The sequence below is a fragment of the Enterococcus sp. DIV1304_2 genome (assembly GCF_050555445.1).
Lineage (GTDB): Bacteria > Bacillota > Bacilli > Lactobacillales > Enterococcaceae > Enterococcus_B > Enterococcus_B pernyi.
On sequence record NZ_CP187851.1, the window covers coordinates 360,105 to 375,909 of the forward strand.

Annotated in this window: 15 protein-coding genes; 10 read left to right on the forward strand and 5 right to left on the reverse strand. The window is 38.9% G+C overall.

Going from position 1 to position 15,805, the window contains the following annotated elements; all coding sequences use genetic code 11:
• Positions 1-14: 14 nt before the first annotated feature.
• Entirely contained in the window at positions 15-1,463 is a 1,449-nt protein-coding gene (gene rhaB, locus IGJ14_RS01765) for a rhamnulokinase (RefSeq protein ID WP_019722529.1), read from the reverse strand.
• Between the two features lie 40 nt (positions 1,464-1,503).
• The gene (locus tag IGJ14_RS01770; RefSeq protein WP_195273639.1) at positions 1,504-2,682 is read right to left on the reverse strand and encodes an MFS transporter; all 1,179 of its coding nucleotides are present in this window, start codon (positions 2,680-2,682) and stop codon (positions 1,504-1,506) included.
• Between the two features lie 122 nt (positions 2,683-2,804).
• Between IGJ14_RS01770 and IGJ14_RS01775 the strand changes: the two genes are divergently transcribed.
• Positions 2,805-3,785 (forward strand): AraC family transcriptional regulator, encoded by a 981-nt coding sequence (locus IGJ14_RS01775; protein WP_019723863.1) that lies wholly within the window; start codon positions 2,805-2,807, stop codon positions 3,783-3,785.
• A gap of 234 nt (positions 3,786-4,019) precedes the next feature.
• On the opposite strand, the gene IGJ14_RS01780 is transcribed toward IGJ14_RS01775, so the two are convergent.
• Entirely contained in the window at positions 4,020-4,397 is a 378-nt protein-coding gene (locus IGJ14_RS01780) for a DUF1093 domain-containing protein (protein WP_019723864.1), read from the reverse strand.
• A 414-nt stretch (positions 4,398-4,811) separates the two neighbouring features.
• Here IGJ14_RS01780 and IGJ14_RS01785 point away from each other — a divergent pair, with 414 nt between their 5' ends.
• The 5 genes from IGJ14_RS01785 (at position 4,812) to tnpB (ending at position 9,938) form a co-directional block, all read left to right on the forward strand.
• The gene (locus IGJ14_RS01785) at positions 4,812-6,728 is read left to right on the forward strand and encodes an endonuclease MutS2 (RefSeq protein WP_019723865.1); all 1,917 of its coding nucleotides are present in this window, start codon (positions 4,812-4,814) and stop codon (positions 6,726-6,728) included.
• Between the two features lie 123 nt (positions 6,729-6,851).
• Positions 6,852-7,403 (forward strand): CDP-alcohol phosphatidyltransferase family protein, encoded by a 552-nt coding sequence (locus tag IGJ14_RS01790; RefSeq protein ID WP_019723866.1) that lies wholly within the window; start codon positions 6,852-6,854, stop codon positions 7,401-7,403.
• A 373-nt stretch (positions 7,404-7,776) separates the two neighbouring features.
• Positions 7,777-8,148, forward strand: a complete 372-nt coding sequence (locus IGJ14_RS01795; protein WP_019723867.1) for a DUF7006 family protein — start codon at positions 7,777-7,779, stop codon at positions 8,146-8,148.
• A 220-nt stretch (positions 8,149-8,368) separates the two neighbouring features.
• A complete protein-coding gene (tnpA, locus tag IGJ14_RS01800; protein ID WP_019723868.1) occupies positions 8,369-8,773 on the forward strand; it encodes an IS200/IS605 family transposase in 405 nt (134 codons plus the stop codon).
• Positions 8,774-8,789: 16 nt separating this feature from the next.
• Positions 8,790-9,938 carry an IS200/IS605 family element RNA-guided endonuclease TnpB gene (gene tnpB / locus IGJ14_RS01805; RefSeq protein WP_430608206.1) on the forward strand — a complete coding sequence of 383 codons (1,149 nt, stop codon included), beginning with the start codon at positions 8,790-8,792 and terminating at the stop codon, positions 9,936-9,938.
• Between the two features lie 274 nt (positions 9,939-10,212).
• Here tnpB and IGJ14_RS01810 read toward each other — a convergent pair whose 3' ends face one another.
• Positions 10,213-11,160 carry a LacI family DNA-binding transcriptional regulator gene (locus IGJ14_RS01810; RefSeq protein WP_029593972.1) on the reverse strand — a complete coding sequence of 316 codons (948 nt, stop codon included), beginning with the start codon at positions 11,158-11,160 and terminating at the stop codon, positions 10,213-10,215.
• Between the two features lie 73 nt (positions 11,161-11,233).
• Between IGJ14_RS01810 and IGJ14_RS01815 the strand changes: the two genes are divergently transcribed.
• Positions 11,234-12,049 carry a Cof-type HAD-IIB family hydrolase gene (locus tag IGJ14_RS01815; RefSeq protein WP_019722742.1) on the forward strand — a complete coding sequence of 272 codons (816 nt, stop codon included), beginning with the start codon at positions 11,234-11,236 and terminating at the stop codon, positions 12,047-12,049.
• A gap of 166 nt (positions 12,050-12,215) precedes the next feature.
• On the opposite strand, the gene IGJ14_RS01820 is transcribed toward IGJ14_RS01815, so the two are convergent.
• Positions 12,216-12,476 carry a metal-sensitive transcriptional regulator gene (locus tag IGJ14_RS01820; protein ID WP_010736403.1) on the reverse strand — a complete coding sequence of 87 codons (261 nt, stop codon included), beginning with the start codon at positions 12,474-12,476 and terminating at the stop codon, positions 12,216-12,218.
• 171 nt (positions 12,477-12,647) lie between these two features.
• Here IGJ14_RS01820 and IGJ14_RS01825 point away from each other — a divergent pair, with 171 nt between their 5' ends.
• From IGJ14_RS01825 to IGJ14_RS01835, 3 genes are all read left to right on the forward strand, one after another.
• Positions 12,648-12,959, forward strand: coding sequence for a rhodanese-like domain-containing protein (locus IGJ14_RS01825; RefSeq protein ID WP_019722741.1), 312 nt, complete (start codon positions 12,648-12,650; stop codon positions 12,957-12,959).
• A 3-nt stretch (positions 12,960-12,962) separates the two neighbouring features.
• The gene (locus IGJ14_RS01830; RefSeq protein WP_019722740.1) at positions 12,963-14,618 is read left to right on the forward strand and encodes an FAD-dependent oxidoreductase; all 1,656 of its coding nucleotides are present in this window, start codon (positions 12,963-12,965) and stop codon (positions 14,616-14,618) included.
• Between the two features lie 238 nt (positions 14,619-14,856).
• Complete coding sequence (locus IGJ14_RS01835) at positions 14,857-15,639, forward strand: LPXTG cell wall anchor domain-containing protein (protein WP_019722739.1); 783 nt, start codon at positions 14,857-14,859, stop codon at positions 15,637-15,639.
• The last annotated feature ends 166 nt before the right edge of the window (positions 15,640-15,805 follow it).

The following is a 15,805-nucleotide window of genomic DNA, read 5'->3' on the forward strand; positions in this document are numbered from 1 at the left end:
ATTGAATCTCTCCTTTATATTAAAAATTCTTTGTATCTAGCAAGTGCTTGTGTCATTTCCTCGGTATGTCGAGGATGAAAAGTGGCTAATGAAACGGAATCTCTGATCGCTTCACGCGCCAGTTGCAACGTACCGTAGCCGTTCGTCGCAATCATTTGGACCATTAGATTGCCAATAGCGGTCGCTTCATCTGGTCCTGCTTCGACTTCGATATTGCAAATATCGGCTGTCAGCTGATTAAGGAAGGTATTGTTTGAACCCCCACCGACAATGTGTAATCGATGAAATTTTTTTCCGGTGATCCGTGCTAAGTTCTCTAGTTCGACAGCGTAGCATAGAGCTAAATTGTCATAGATACAGCGAGCCAGCTGACCAGGGGTTTGAGGGATAGATTGGTTTGTTTCTTTACAATAATCTTGTAATTCTTGAATCATATTTTGGGGATTCAAGAAACGTGGGTCGTTGACATTGATCAATTGTTGGAAAGGCGCTTCCTGTGCTGCCAGTTCTGCCAATTCAGCAAAACTATAGGCACCATCTTGCAAACGAGCAACTTCTTGGATCAACCACATACCCATGATATTTTTTAAGAAGCGAATGGTTCCTTGCACACCCCATTCATTTGTAAAGTTAGCGTCAAATGCTTCTTTTGTTGAAATGCCTTCAGGAATCTCTACACCCATCAACGACCAAGTGCCTGAACTGATGTATGCCCACTCTTTACCAGTCGCGGGTGTGCCGACAACTGCTGAAGCAGTGTCGTGAGAAGCAATCGTGATAAAGGTCGCTTTTGGCAGATCATAGGTTGGAAATTGGGCAGTTTGTAATTCGCCTAGAATCTGTCCAGGCTCGGTGATTCGTGGGAAAAGCGAAGCGTCGATGCCTAGAACAGCTAAAATATCTGAGTCCCACTTCCGAGTTTCTAAGTTCAGAAGCTGCATAGTAGACGCATTAGTCTTTTCGGTGACTGCTTCTCCAGTGAAGAGGTAACCGAGTAGATCAGGCATCAATAGCAAGCGATGGGCATTTGTTAACGTTTCTTTTTCTTCAACAAGTAATTGAAACACCGTGTTGAATGGTTGCAGTTGGATACCTGTTTTTTGGTAAAGTTCATCTAGTGGCATGTTTTGTTCAAATTGTGGGATGGCATCTTTCGTTCGCTCATCACGATAGCTCGTCGGGGCGTCGATCAAATGACCATCAACATCAAGCAAGCCATAATCGACACCCCAAGTATCGATGCCGACATAACATTCTGCGATACCTTGTTGCTTGGCTTTTTCCAAACCTTTTAAGATTTCAGTGACTAGATGTGTGAGCGGCCACTTTGCGACACCATCGATTTTTTCAAATCCATTTTTGAAGCGATGGACTTCCTGTAAGTCAAAACGGCCTAATTCATTAAGATTGGCATGGATCAAACGACCACTTGAAGCGCCAATGTCGATAGCAAGATAATTCATCAAAATTCCTCCAATTTGTTTTTGCTTGAATCAATGAAAACTAGACTTCATTTGGGAGTGGCTTCTTTTTAAGAGTAAGGAGAAGAAAAAGAATACCTAAAACGGTCATCAAAATGCAGCCATTGATAAAAATATTTTGTAAAGCATCAGAACCGATACCGAATCTTTCTAAAAGTCGATGTCCATAGGGTGAAACAAAGTTACCGATATTTGCTAGAACGAGAATAAAGGAAGTGGTACTTGCTTTTGCTGCCTGCGGAACTGAACGAGTAGCATCATTGAAGATGTAAGGAACGAACAGAGCAAAGGCGATACCGTTCAGTGCAGCCCCTATACCGATCATAAATAAATGATTGGCTGTCAAGATGAGGAATAAGCTTGCTGCCATGATGAAAAAAGAAATAGGCAACGTCCATCGTTTCAATCCTTTGTAAATCAACCCGAATAAGAAACCAGCAACCATGTTAGCAATCTGCATAAAAGAAAGAAGCGTTCCGGCATCTGATTCTGTTCCTAGATTTTCAGTCACGATGAAGGTCGAAAGCTTAACGACAACGATCATGTAGAAAATACAGAGAAAGAAGATCAAAATGCCATACATGAGAGTGGTCGGACGGAGTGTTCCTTTTTCTGATGTTGCTTTTTTAGAAGCGAAGTTTTCTTTTTTCTGGGGTGGTTCAGGGACGAAAGCCATAAATAAGAAGATGATCGGAATGGTGATCAAGTAAACTAAGAACGCTTTTTGCCAGCCAAAAGTGAGGAGACGTCCGGCAGTGAAGGTCATGACTGCAGCTCCTAAACCTTGAAAGGCGGATTGGAAGCCAATCAATGTGGCAGCTTCTTCGCCTTCAAAAAATTCGCTGATCATACTGACTGCCAACGAGTTGAAGAGACCAAAGCCAGCACCTAATGCTGCGCGGGAGATCATCAATAAATAGAAGTTGGCAGTGAAGACAGGTAACACGCCAGCAACTCCAGCAAGCAACAACCCAAGTAAGACAGTTTGTTTCTGTCCGATGGCTTTGGCAATCAAACTACTCAAAGCAATAAAAATCACAACAGTTAGTTGAGGAATGGTCATCAGTAGTTCGACGGATGAAGCCGATTGATCATTGAAGTAGCCTAACATCATCGGTAAAGCGGATGCGATAGCAGTATTTGACGTTAAAACTAAGGAAATGGATAACAGCGACAGTTTCATCAACCAAGTCTTTCTCATAGCTTGTTCCTCCAGATGAAGATGTATTTGTTGCACTCATCATATCTTGTAACCCTTTTCGCAACAATGTCAGTATGTTACTATATTGGTGTCAAATTTACATATCAAGGGGGAGTAAAACGATGAATCCGTTTGTACAAAAGATCTTTCTGCCGTATACACCCGAAGAGTTAGAACAGCGAAAGACGGGGCAATGGATCAAGGAATTTGAAGGAGAAAACTTAGACGAACAAGACCAGCAATTCAAATTAGACGATCACCATCTTTTTCAAGAAAATAATATTTTGATTCGCCAACATCGACGCTTCGCTCATTATCCACTACATTCCCACCATTTTTTAGAATTCAATTATATGTATTGCGGTACTTCAGAACAGATCGTCAACGGTCTGCCAATCACTTTGAAAGAAGGACAATTATTACTTTTAGATACAAATAGTCGCCATGAACTGATGCCTTTGGGTGAACATGATATTTTGCTGAATTTCTTATTCAAAACAAATGATATCAATATCAATCTTCTGAAAAAAATCGATAATCGTAGTGGGGGTTTGACGTATAATTTTTTGATGAATGCCATTTTAGAACCCGGCTATAATGAAACACATCTTTTGTTACACTTAGCTAAAGAACCAGAGATCCAAGTCACGTTGGATCAGATGATCCTCGAATATTTTTCAAAAAAACATCTGGGAAATGAAATCATGAACGCTTTTTCACAAGTGTTATTTTTACAGCTTTCTAGAGTCTATCACTCACAATTAGCAAAGATCTACAAAAAAGATGGACAAAGCAACTTAATGATCAAAATTCTGCAACGGATCGAAAGTGACTATCGAACATTGAACCTAAAAACGTTGGCAGATGAGTTAGGGTATAATCCCAATTATCTGTCTAATTTGATCAAGCAACAGACAGGCAAATCCTTCAAACAATTGATTACGAATCAACGATTACATGAAGCACAGGATCTAATTTTATCTACCCGTTTCTCGATTGAGGAGATTGCGGCCAGTGTAGGTTTTTCCAATAAGACACATTTTTACAAAAAATATCGAGAATATTTTGGGGATACGCCAATCGCCATTCGCAAACGACGCTGAAATAGTTATTTATACATAAAAAGCCAACTGCGAAAAGGTCGGGACAGAAGCATTTAATCTCGGAAAATAAGGCGCCATCCACAAAAATTTGAAAAACAATTTTCGTGGATGGCGCCTTATTTTCCGAAGCGGTTCCTTCTATTCTCGCCGTTTATTCGATTTTGGGTGGTGAGGTTTAATGTCCTACTCTTAGATTGCGTTTGGCTTTTTTCATTTACTAGAAGTAGAAGCTACTTATTTCAACTTAGTTAAAACATCTTCTGGAACTTGGTTTTCATCGATCGTCGTTGGACCAGAGGTCACTCGTTTTTGACTTACCTCTGCTTTGACATAACTATTTGGCTCAAGGGGTGTTGGATGTTCTGAGGAGATCGTGTAACCTAACTTGATCGTTTTGCCATCTTTAGTCACAAATGTAAAGTCATAGTCATACGACTTCAACCCCCGAACTTTTTCACCGCTATCATCCACTGTATCAGTCAATGGTGGCACTGCTTCTGGTACTTTTGCATAAGCTACTTGACTTTTGTAGGTCTGATTGTAATATTCATACCCTTTGTAGCCACCAAACAATAACAATAAGAGAGCGATTGCTCCAATCAATTTTTTCATCATATCCATCCTTTTATGTTTCTTGATATATCCAATTATCGCCGATTGATACAGTGTTTGAAAATCGAAAAACGTGACAATTTTGAAATATTATTAAAATAATACCATTCAGACTAGTTCAGTATCTGTTTGACATTCTGGCAACCGCTTGCTATAGTAAAAAAGAAAAATAAATAAAACCTAGATGAACGAGGTATTTTGATGAGTGTAGTAGGTATCTAATCGAGTAAGTTGAATAACCAATAAAGCAGTAGGCTTATTTGGTGTGCTTATAGATGGTACCTGTCTGAAACATTTCTTGTAATCAAATCAAGGGGAGGACATGTCTTATTTTAGCTGTGTCCTGCCCTTTTATTCTATTTTAGGTCTTTATTTATTTTGGGGACAGGTATCTCTTCAAGAAAAGGAGAGAATATGAATCATACAATCAAACAATTACAATTTGAACAAATCAGAAAAGAAGTGATTGCCCGAGCAATCGGAGATCACACGAAAGAACGTCTGGCAGAAATGTCGATCCCGACAAATCTGCAGACCGTAGAAACAAGACAAACAGAAACGAAAGAAGCCCGTACGATTTTAGAAAGTAGCCAGCACGTGCCCTTTATGGGGCTAACACGAATTGTGGCATTAACTGACCAAGTGAAAAAAGGCTTGATCTTAACCCCCGCTGAATTGATTGAATACGCTGATTTTTTAAGAAGCAGTCGAATGATCACTCGCTTCTTTGAAAAAAACCAATATCAAACGCCATTACTGTATGCGTACAGTAAAAATCTACCGGATCTTCAATCAGTAGAGGACTTAGTTTATGAACAAATCAAGAACCAACAAGTCGCAGATGAAGCATCAAAAAATCTACGTAAAGTACGAAAACAAATCCAAACGGTAGAAAAAGAAATCCAAGATCGTTTGCTAAAATTCTTGCGACATCCTGGGAATAAAGAAATGATCCAAGAAGCGATGATTGTTCAAAAAGGGGAACACGCAACGATCCCGATCAAAGCGAGTTATAAAAATAAAGTAGCCGGAACGATCATTGAACAGTCGAATAAAGGTACGACGGTATTCATCGAACCAACAGCAGTCGCTAAAGCAAGCGCACAACATCAATTATTGAAAGCAGAGGAAATTGCTGAAGAATATCAGATTCTAGCAAGTTTGACTGGGGCATTAGCTGAAAATGAACAGGCAATCGATCAAATCATCGAAACGGTCACCGTTTTCGATATTATTTTCGCACGTGGGAAATACAGTAGAGAGATCAATGGCATCACACCTATCATCAATAAATCAGAACGCATCCATCTGAAACAAGCGAGACATCCACTGTTATCAGAAAAAGCTGTTCCCTTAGATTTTGATTTGGGTGCAGAATATCGTGGATTAGTGATCACAGGTGCAAATGCTGGTGGGAAAACAGTTGTTTTGAAAACAGTCGGATTGCTGACGTTGATGGCAATGTTTGGTCTGCAAGTACCAGCAAAAGATGGGACAGAGCTTGCCGTATTCGACGAAGTTTTTGTCGATGTCGGCGATCAACAAGATTTAGCGAATGCATTGAGTACTTTTTCTGGGCATATGCAAAATATCGCACAGATTTTGAATAAAGTGGGTAGAAATACCCTAGTTTTACTTGATGAGATCGGTAGTGGAACAGAACCAACGGAAGGTGCAGCTTTAGCAATCGCCATCATGTCTGCAATGTATGAGAAAGGTGCGCTGATGGTTGCAACGACCCATTACGGCGAAATCAAAGAGTTTGCGGAACGACATGAAGATTTTGTGCCGGCAGCAATGGCTTTTGACCGAGAAGCCTTACAACCAAAGTATCAATTACAGGTAGGAAAAACAGGGGAAAGCCAAGCATTGTGGATCGCTAAAAAAATGCAAATGTCAGAGGACTTGATCCAACAAGCTCAGCAGTATCTTTCTACGAAAGACTATTCAAGGGAAAAACGCTTATTCAAACAACAAGTGAAGACGCAAGAAGTCAAGAACGAAGAAAAGGTTTTATTTTCAAAAGGGGATCGGGTATATGCCACCCAATACAAAAAAGAAGCATTAGTCTTTGAAGACACTGGCGAAGAGACGATCGTGATTTTTGTCGATAACCAAAAAGAAACGGTCCTTCGACAGCGTGTCCTTTTAAAAATGAGAGCAGAAGAACTTTATCCTGTAGGCTATGAGATCGATCAGCTATTTACAGATTTTAAAACGAGAAAATGGGAACGAGATATCGAACGAGGTTCAAAAAAAGCCCACAAAAAATTATTAAAAGAAACCCGTCAGCGTCAGGCTGCACGAAATGGAAACTCCGAAAAAACATAATAACAGATTCACAATGGCATACGAAGGATTGGAAGAGCTCGCAATAAAAAACTGACAATTAATTGGTTCCACGTGGAAAGTACGGTAAAATAGATGAAATGACATTTTGGGAGTTGTTAAGTAATGAATGGAGCATCTGATTGGCGAAAAGAAATTCGCACGATTCCGAATCTACTATCGATTATAAGAATTCTTTTATTGCCTTTTTATTTGTATTTTATGAGTAAGCAAGCTTTCTATCTGGCTGGATCGATCATCCTCTTTTCAGGAGTCACAGACTTTTTAGATGGATACATCGCCCGAAGATTCAATCAGATCACAGAACTTGGAAAAGTTCTTGATCCAATCGGTGATAAGTTGACGCAATTGGTCTTGATCATCTCCATGGCATGGGAACGTCCGTATATCTGGCTCGTTTTAGCTTTATTTATTGTGAAAGAAGCATTTATGCTGATTGCTGGGATCGTTGCTTTGCGTAAACAGGTCAAATTAGATGGAGCAAAGTGGTATGGTAAATGGGCGACAGCTGTGATTTATGTAGGGATGATTCTGCTGTTACTTTTCCCGGCGATTCCTGAAGGATGGGTCATGGTGATATTTGCAATCATTACCTACAGTTTGGCTCAGTCCTTTGTTTTATATGCTTTGGAGTATCGTAAACTACTGAAGCGCTAGGTAGTTTGGTGTATCTTATTGTTGTAACGGCGAATGAGAAGAGCATCGTTGCAATTTAAGTGAAGAATTTATCGAAAATCAATCGAAGTCAAAATTGGCTGAGATTGATTTTTTTTTGTTTAAGATAAAAAAATCAACTGAATGCAAAAAAAATAGCTGGTAATATGCCGAAGCATAGATGTAGCAATGATTCAAGAGTAAATATTTCAAGGAGTTAGGCAATATGTGAAGTTGAAATTACACAGAGAAGACTATATGATTTTATTATAATCTATTCGAGAAACAGGTAGTTCACAAAAAATAAGGTCGATTCAATCAGTCATATGTACATATTTTAGGTTTTACTATCAATCATCAGAAGGAGAGGTAATTTATGAATTTATCGAATATTCAATCTAGTGAAGAATACTTAAAACATTATAGAGAATTTATGGAAAACTGTTTTTCCATCAACTATCCACTTTTAGCTTCTTTTTACAAAGAACTTCATCATCGTTTTTTAGAGGTCGTCTCTCAAAAGGACGGACCTGTGTTTGAGCAATTACAAGAGTTGTTAGGGATCGATGCACAGCTACAGATACTTTACGAAATGGCGGAATGTATCGAATCGTTGAAATTAGAAATGAATGAAGAGAAAATCATTGAAATGATCAAGAGAGATAGCTTTTCTTTTTATAGAGAACGGATAGGGTTAACGAAGAAAGATCCTATTCCGCGCGGATTGATCTATCTGAGTGAAAAATAGCCAGTCAATCTTACAGCTATTTCTCTATCAAGGGAAAAGATTCGACATAGTTTTTAACTTAATTCAGGCAGAAGTCGCTCATCCTCTATAGGTGGGTGATGAATGCCATTCGGTATGAGGGTTACCGTTGGTAACTCGAAAACCGACATATAAGGCATATTGCCTTTTTATTTTGTACTATGTTATAATCAGTCTATATAAGAAATGAGCTGATATAACAATGGAACTAGATACTAATAATCATTCAGTGTTTCTTCTCTATTATCATCTTGTACTGGTAACTAAATACCGTAGACAAGTGATTGATGATGAAATATCTGAATTTGCTAAAATAACTTTTGTACGAATTGCAGAGTCATATCACATCACTCTCGTTGAGTGGAATCATGATGAAGATCATGTTCATATTATGTTCAAAGCACAGCCAAAAACAGAGCTGACAAAGTTCATCAACGCTTATAAAAGCGCTAGTTCACGCTTGATAAAGCGTGACTATCCTAGAGTAAAACAATATCTTTGGAAAGAAATGTTTTGGTCTAAAAGTTTCTGCCTGTTGACAACTGGTAGCGCATCAATTGATGTCATCAAAAAGTATATTCAGAATCAAGGTAATAACCACAAATAGAGAGTTGGTGAGTCTTATGGAGCGACTAAAAGCATATAAATTCAGAATTTATCCAACAGAAGAGCAGGAAATTTTCTTTGCTAAGTCTTTTGGTTGTGTCCGTAAGGTCTACAATCTAATGCTTGATGACCGAATGAAAAATTATGAAGAAACTAAAAATGATTCTTCTACAAAAATAAAATTTCCAACACCAGCTCAATATAAGGAAGAATTTCCGTTTTTGAAGGAAGTAGATAGCCTTGCTTTAGCGAATGCACAACTTAATTTAGATAAGGCATATAAGAATTTTTTTAGAGATAAATCCGTTGGGTTTCCTCGATTCAAAAGTAAGAAGAATCCTGTACAAAGCTATACTACTAACAACCAAAAAGGAACAGTAGCTTTGATTGATAATAAATTCATCAAAGTTCCTAAGTTGAAGTCTTTAATCAAGATTAAACTCCATAGACAACCTAAAGGAATTATCAAATCTGCCACAATCTCACGTCATCCAAGTGGTAATTACCATATTTCTTTGTTGTGTAAAGAAGAAATAGTTGAACTTCCTAAAAACGATTCTTCTATTGGAATTGACCTTGGTATAACTGATTTTGCCATTCTTTCTGACGGTCAAAAGATTGATAATAATAAGTTCACGTCAAAAATGGAAAAGAAACTAAAACGTGAACAACGTAAGTTGTCAAGACGTGCATTATTAGCTAAACAAAAAGGTATCAATCTGTTTGAAGCTAGAAATTATCAAAAACAAAAACGTAAAATAGCACGACTACATGAAAAAGTAATGAATCAACGCAATGACTTTCTAAACAAGTTGAGCACAGAGATTATCAAAAACCACGATATGATCTGTATAGAAGACTTAAATACAAAAGGTATGTTGCGTAATCATAAACTAGCAAAAAGTATTTCGGATGTTTCATGGTCTAGTTTTGTGACTAGGTTACAATACAAAGCTGACTGGTACGGTCGAAATATTATCGAAGTGGATAAGTGGTTCCCATCTAGTCAAATCTGTTCGAATTGTGGACACAAAGACGGCAAGAAATCTCTAGAAATTCGAGAATGGACTTGTCCTGTTTGTCATGTTCATCATGACCGAGATATCAATGCTAGTATCAATATTCTGACCGAAGGTCTAAGACTACATTCTATGGGATTAGCTTAGATCCAATCATCAAAAACCGTAGGAACTACGGGGATAGCTTGGTAAATAAGAGAAACCGCTGTGAGTAAAGAAATACGCTTGCAAGTATGCTCTATTCCCAAGAAGCTCCCACTTCAAGCGTTAAAAACCGGTAGGTTTAGCTAAGTGGTGAGTAGTTCACTATACAGAAAAGCTGTGACCTAAGTGTTCAGCCCTGAGAAATAAGCGTGAAACCCAGAAAATTCCTCTTGGAATTTTGAGGTCTCACGCTTATTTCTGAAGGAGCTACTTCGCATTATCGCCAAATAATTACTGGATCTTCTGCTTGCACGATCCTGTCACTCTGGGATAAGAGAAAATCTACTGCGGAGGCGCCGATTTTTTTAGGGGAGAAATCAATAGTTGAAAAGGCTAATATCTCACTATATGGTAGATTTCCTTCACCTATGACAGTGAAATCTTTTTTATGAATGAATCCTGCCTGTTTCATTCCTGAAATTACACCGGCTGCTGTATCATCGCCATTGACATAGATTACCTCTGGAATAGAGGCGTGAGTTGTGATCTCTATTGCGAACGCATAGCCATCTGCATAGGTTTCGATACCAGTGAAATAGTTTTTTCCTTCAATCGCTTTTCCAAAATACGTTTCATAAGCAGTCAATTTATTTTTTGTAGTCTGGCTTTGTGAGGCACTGCGTTTAGTAGTAAAGATGACTCTGGAAATACCACGGGTATGCAGGGTAAGAAACAATTGATCATACGCTTTTTTTCGATCCGGATAAATCATGGCAAGGTCGTCATTGTCCATCTTTTCAGTTGAGACGATTTTTCCTTTGAAGCGAAGAGGTTCAAGTAGTTCATCATTTTTTGTTCGTGACGTCAGAATAAGACCGTCGATCATTTTTTGCTCTAGTAGTGTGTAATAGTGACTCTCCGTCTCCTTTTCGTAATAAGTAGGGAGTAATAATACTTGATACCCTTTACTTTTTGCCTGATACAAGATACTATCCACCAATTGATTATAGCAAGAACTATTGTTAGGCAAGGTAACACCTAAAGTATAGGTTTCTCCTTTACTCAATTTTACAGCATTGCCGTTCACCACATAGTTCGTCTCTTCAATAACGGATTGGACTTTTTTTCGTAAATCATCGGATACGTAACGGTCGTTATTTATCACTCTGGAAACGGTAGATTTGGATACTCCTGACATTTTTGCGATTTCTCGAATCGTAACGATGGGATTTTCCTCCTTTTCTCTTGACTTGGGACGCGTCCCAGTAGGTATACTTTTTCTGAAAGGTGGGAATGGAATGACAATCAAAATGATCGCTGTAGATATGGATGGTACATTTTTGAATGATCAAAAGAAATACAATGAAGAACGCTTTAAGAAACTTTTTGACTTGCTACAGGAAAAAGAAATAAAGTTTGTTGTAGCAAGTGGAAATCAATATTTCCAGTTGCGTTCATTCTTCCCTGATCTTTATAAAAGTATAGCATTCGTAGCAGAAAATGGGGCAAATATTTTAATTGGTGAAGACCATGTGTACAATGCAGAATTACGTCCTGAAAAAATCGTTCAGACATTAGATGTATTGGAAGAGTTAGCGCCAATGAACTTGATCTTATGTGGGAAACAGAGTGCCTATCTCTCTAATACGGTTTCTAAGGAGTTGTTTGAACGTGCAAGTTTTTACTACCCTAAGCTTGAAAAGGTAGAAGACCTGTATACGTTAGCTAAGGGAGAAGAAACGATTTTCAAGTTTGCTTTATCCTTCAATGAGCAAGAAGCGGCAGAAAAACTAACTGCCTTAAAGCATTCTTTAGGAGAGGGATTGATACCGGTCTCTAGTGGTCATGGAGATATCGATTTGATCATCCCTGGTGTCCACAAACTAAACGGGTTACGCTTGTTAGGCAAAAAATGGGGAATCAGTGAGGATGAGATTGCTACGTTTGGCGATAGCGGGAATGACTTTGAAATGATCCAACAGATCAAGCACAGTTTTGCTATGGAAAATGGACAGCCCAAGATCAAAGAAGCAGCTACGACGATTATCGGATCAAATAATACAGAGGCTGTACTCGATACGATCCAAGCAATTGTAGAAGGGAAATATACGTAACTTAGTGGTGGCAAATTACCGAAACATTGAGCTATAAGAAATAAGGCATCATCCACGAAAATTGTTTTTCAAATTTTTGTGGATGATGCCTTATTTTTCAAAGAGGTTCCATTTGTTTCCGCCGTTTATTCGGTTTTAAGTAGTGCGAGACAGAAACTTGCTGCGTTTATTTTTTGATGATCATATTGATGGCTTGTTCCATTTTTTTTGCTTGTTCCTCCACACTGTTTTCTGGATGCTCCAAGCAGTTTTTTAAATTTTCAGCAACGATCATCCCCATGACACGATCAATACTTGAACGAACAGCGCTTAATTGTGTAATGATATCCATGCACTCTTTTTCCTCGTCAATCATTTTTTGGATACCACGAATTTGTCCTTCTGTACGTCTCAAGCGATTTAGAATTGTTTTGTTGTCAATAGTCATCATAGAACCTCCCACTCTTTTTTTGCAAATAATACCCTATATAGGTATTATTTGCAAATGAAAACTGCAAATTTTTGAAATTAAAAGTTTTAATGGTTGACATAATCACATTTATCGTGTTGAATATACCCCGGTAGGTATATTTTTCTAAAAAAAGAGGAGAGAATGAAAATGGGATTATTTCAACTTAGTCAATCAATAACAGTAAAGGATTTGCAAGATAAATTAAAAGAAAACATCCAATTGATCGATGTTAGAACACCGGCTGAATACCGAGGTGGGCATATTAAGCAAGCGGAAAATATTCCTTTACACCGTATTAGTACGTATAATGGGGATAAACAAGCGCCGGTATACGTTATTTGTCAGTCAGGAATGCGTAGTAAGCAAGCGACGAAAGAATTAAAAAATCTTGGTTATCAGGCAATCAATATTCGTGGCGGGATGAATCAATGGTTTGGGGAAAAGATTGGAGGAAGATAAAAAATGAAATTTGTGATAATTGGCGGTGTTGCTGGAGGGATGTCTGCGGCTACTCGTTTAAGACGACTGCAAGAAGATGCAGAAATCGTTGTTTTTGAAAAAGGGCCCAATGTTTCTTTTGCTAATTGTGGCCTTCCTTACTATCTTTCTGGTGAAATCGATGAAAGAGAAAAGCTCTTGATCCAAACACCTGAAAGTTTAGCTGCACGCTTTCGTTTGGACGTTCGAGTGGATCATGAAGTCACAGCGATTTTTCCAGAAACAAAAGAAGTGGAAGTTTCTCATGGAGGGGAATCTCGCAAAGAAACGTATGATGCCCTTTTGCTTTCTCCAGGAGCTAAACCCTTTATACCTGAGATCACAGGCTTGTCTGAGGCAAAAAATGTATTTACTGTGAGAAATGTTCCAGATGTTGATGCTATCATGGGAAAATTAGAGGAACAACCTCGTAAAGCGGTAGTTATTGGCGCCGGTTTTATTGGGATCGAAGTAGCAGAAAATCTAAAAAAACGTGGACTGGATGTAACGATTGTCGAACGGACTCCGCAAGTCGTACCGACGTTGGATGAAGAGATGGCTTCTTTTATACAAAAAGAATTAGAAAATAATGATGTTCAAGTTTTAACCAATTGTGCCGTTACTAGTTTTGAAGAACAAGGAAACATGCTTCGTCTAGAAAATGGCGAAATGTTAGAGTCAGATTTGACGATTCTTTCGGTGGGGGTCCAACCAGATAGTCGTTTAGCTGAGATGGCAGGTTTAACGTTGGGATTACGTGGCGGTATCGTTGTGGATGAGCATTATCAAACGAGTGATCCGGCAATCTTTGCAGTAGGAGATGCGATTGTCGTGAAACATCAAATCACGAAGGAACCTGCATTGATTTCTTTAGCTTCACCTGCGAATCGACAAGGACGACAAGCTGCTGATAACATGGCTGGGCGGCCACGCCTGAATCAAGGCAGCCTTGGAACGGCTATTGTTCGAGCATTTGGTCAGACAGCTGCCTCCACAGGTATCACAGAACGACAAGCAAAAAAAGCAGGTTTATCTTTTCAAGTCCTCCATGCTTCAGGTAAAGATCATGCTGGCTATTACCCTGGTGCAACGGACTTGTTGTTGAAATTGATCTTCCATCCGGAAACTGGGGAAATCTATGGAGCTCAAGGAATCGGTCAAAAAGGAGTAGATAAACGAATCGATATTCTTGCGACAGCCATTAAAGGGCATTTGACAGTCTTCGACCTGCCAGAGTTAGAACTGACTTATGCACCGCCTTTTGGTTCAGCGAAAGATCCAGTAAATATGCTAGGTTATATTGCGATGAATGTCATCGAAGGATTGAGTGAGATGATACAGTGGCATGAATTGCCAGAAGAATTAGCACATGGGAAACAATTGCTTGATGTTCGGAATAAGGAAGAATTGCAAAAAGGTTATTTCCCAAAAGCTAGCCATATCCCTTTATCTGAATTGCGTCAACGATTGGACGAATTGGATAAAGAACAAGAATATATCGTCAGTTGTCATAGTGGATTACGTAGCTACTTAGCAGAAAGAATCTTGAAACAAGCGGGATTCACTGTGAAAAATTTAGATGGCGCTTTTTCTCTGTACCAAGCCGTCAGACCAGATGAATTATGCTATCCTCAAGGGTAGAACTTGAGGGTGTGACCGACGAGCTTTGTAAGGGAAGTAGTAAGCTTGGATGATCGTTTTTCTATTTTTAGAACTTGGCGCTTTTTTAGGCTATTTTTTTGAAGGATAGGAGCTGACGAATGACAAAACTCCAACCTTTCATCGATACAACTAGACAGAATACGTCAATTGTTTATAGGCGATTCCTCAGTTTTTTTCTATAATGAACAACTAGTGAAAATGAAAGGGGATGGCAGAGATGCACAAAATGAAAAAAGTACTTTTTGCTGCACTGATCTCCAGCAGTTTCTTTCTTTGTCAGACAGTCCGGGCAGATTCAAGTCAGCCAGCATCAGAAACCAGTGAGTCACAGATCCAGGAGAGTCAGGAGCCACTAGACTCGTCACATACACCTCTTAACGAAACTGATCCATCAGATTCGACTCGTTGGGAGAAGTTGGAGCAACAACGTAAAGAAGTGGAAGATACGTTGGAACAAGCGAAACAACAACTTATCGAAAAACAAAGGGAAATCGATCAAACAGTGAACGATTTAGCAAATCAAGCAGCGAGTGATCGCGATGAGTTAGCTGAGAAAATAGCTGAAGAGCGAGAAAAAGCCGAATTAGCAAAACAAAAAATAGCATCTGCGACCCAACGGGCAACCGAAGTACAAACGGAATTGCAAGATTTAGCGACGTCTACGGTTGCGTCAGTGGATCAGACACAAGCGGATATTCAAGCAGCTCGTACGGAAATCCATGAAAAAGCAGCAGAAGCTCAAGCGGCAATGGCCGATTTCGAAGCAAGAAAAGCAGATTTGTCTGCCAGTATCGAAAGAATCAAGGCGACCTTGCATTCCGCTGGAAAACGTTCGGTAGAAGCGGGGACAGTTACTGAAACAGAAACAAAAGTAGTGGAAGAACAACCCGCGAAGACATTACCAAAAACGGGCGATCGTCGGTCAATTTATTTGTCGGTGATCGGTAGCTTGTGCTTGCTGGTTGTTTTTGTCGGTGCTGTGTATCAAAAAAGAGTTTGAGAATGACATCTCAAACTCTTTTTTGTTGTTTGAAAACAACGGATTGATTATTGGTCTATATTTATTTTAAAAAATAAATGGTCGGATAATAGATTTTCACGTTCGTTTTCGTTGCTTTTACTGGTTTTTTAAATGTATTCAATCAATGCTTCCTATTTTTTTGGAT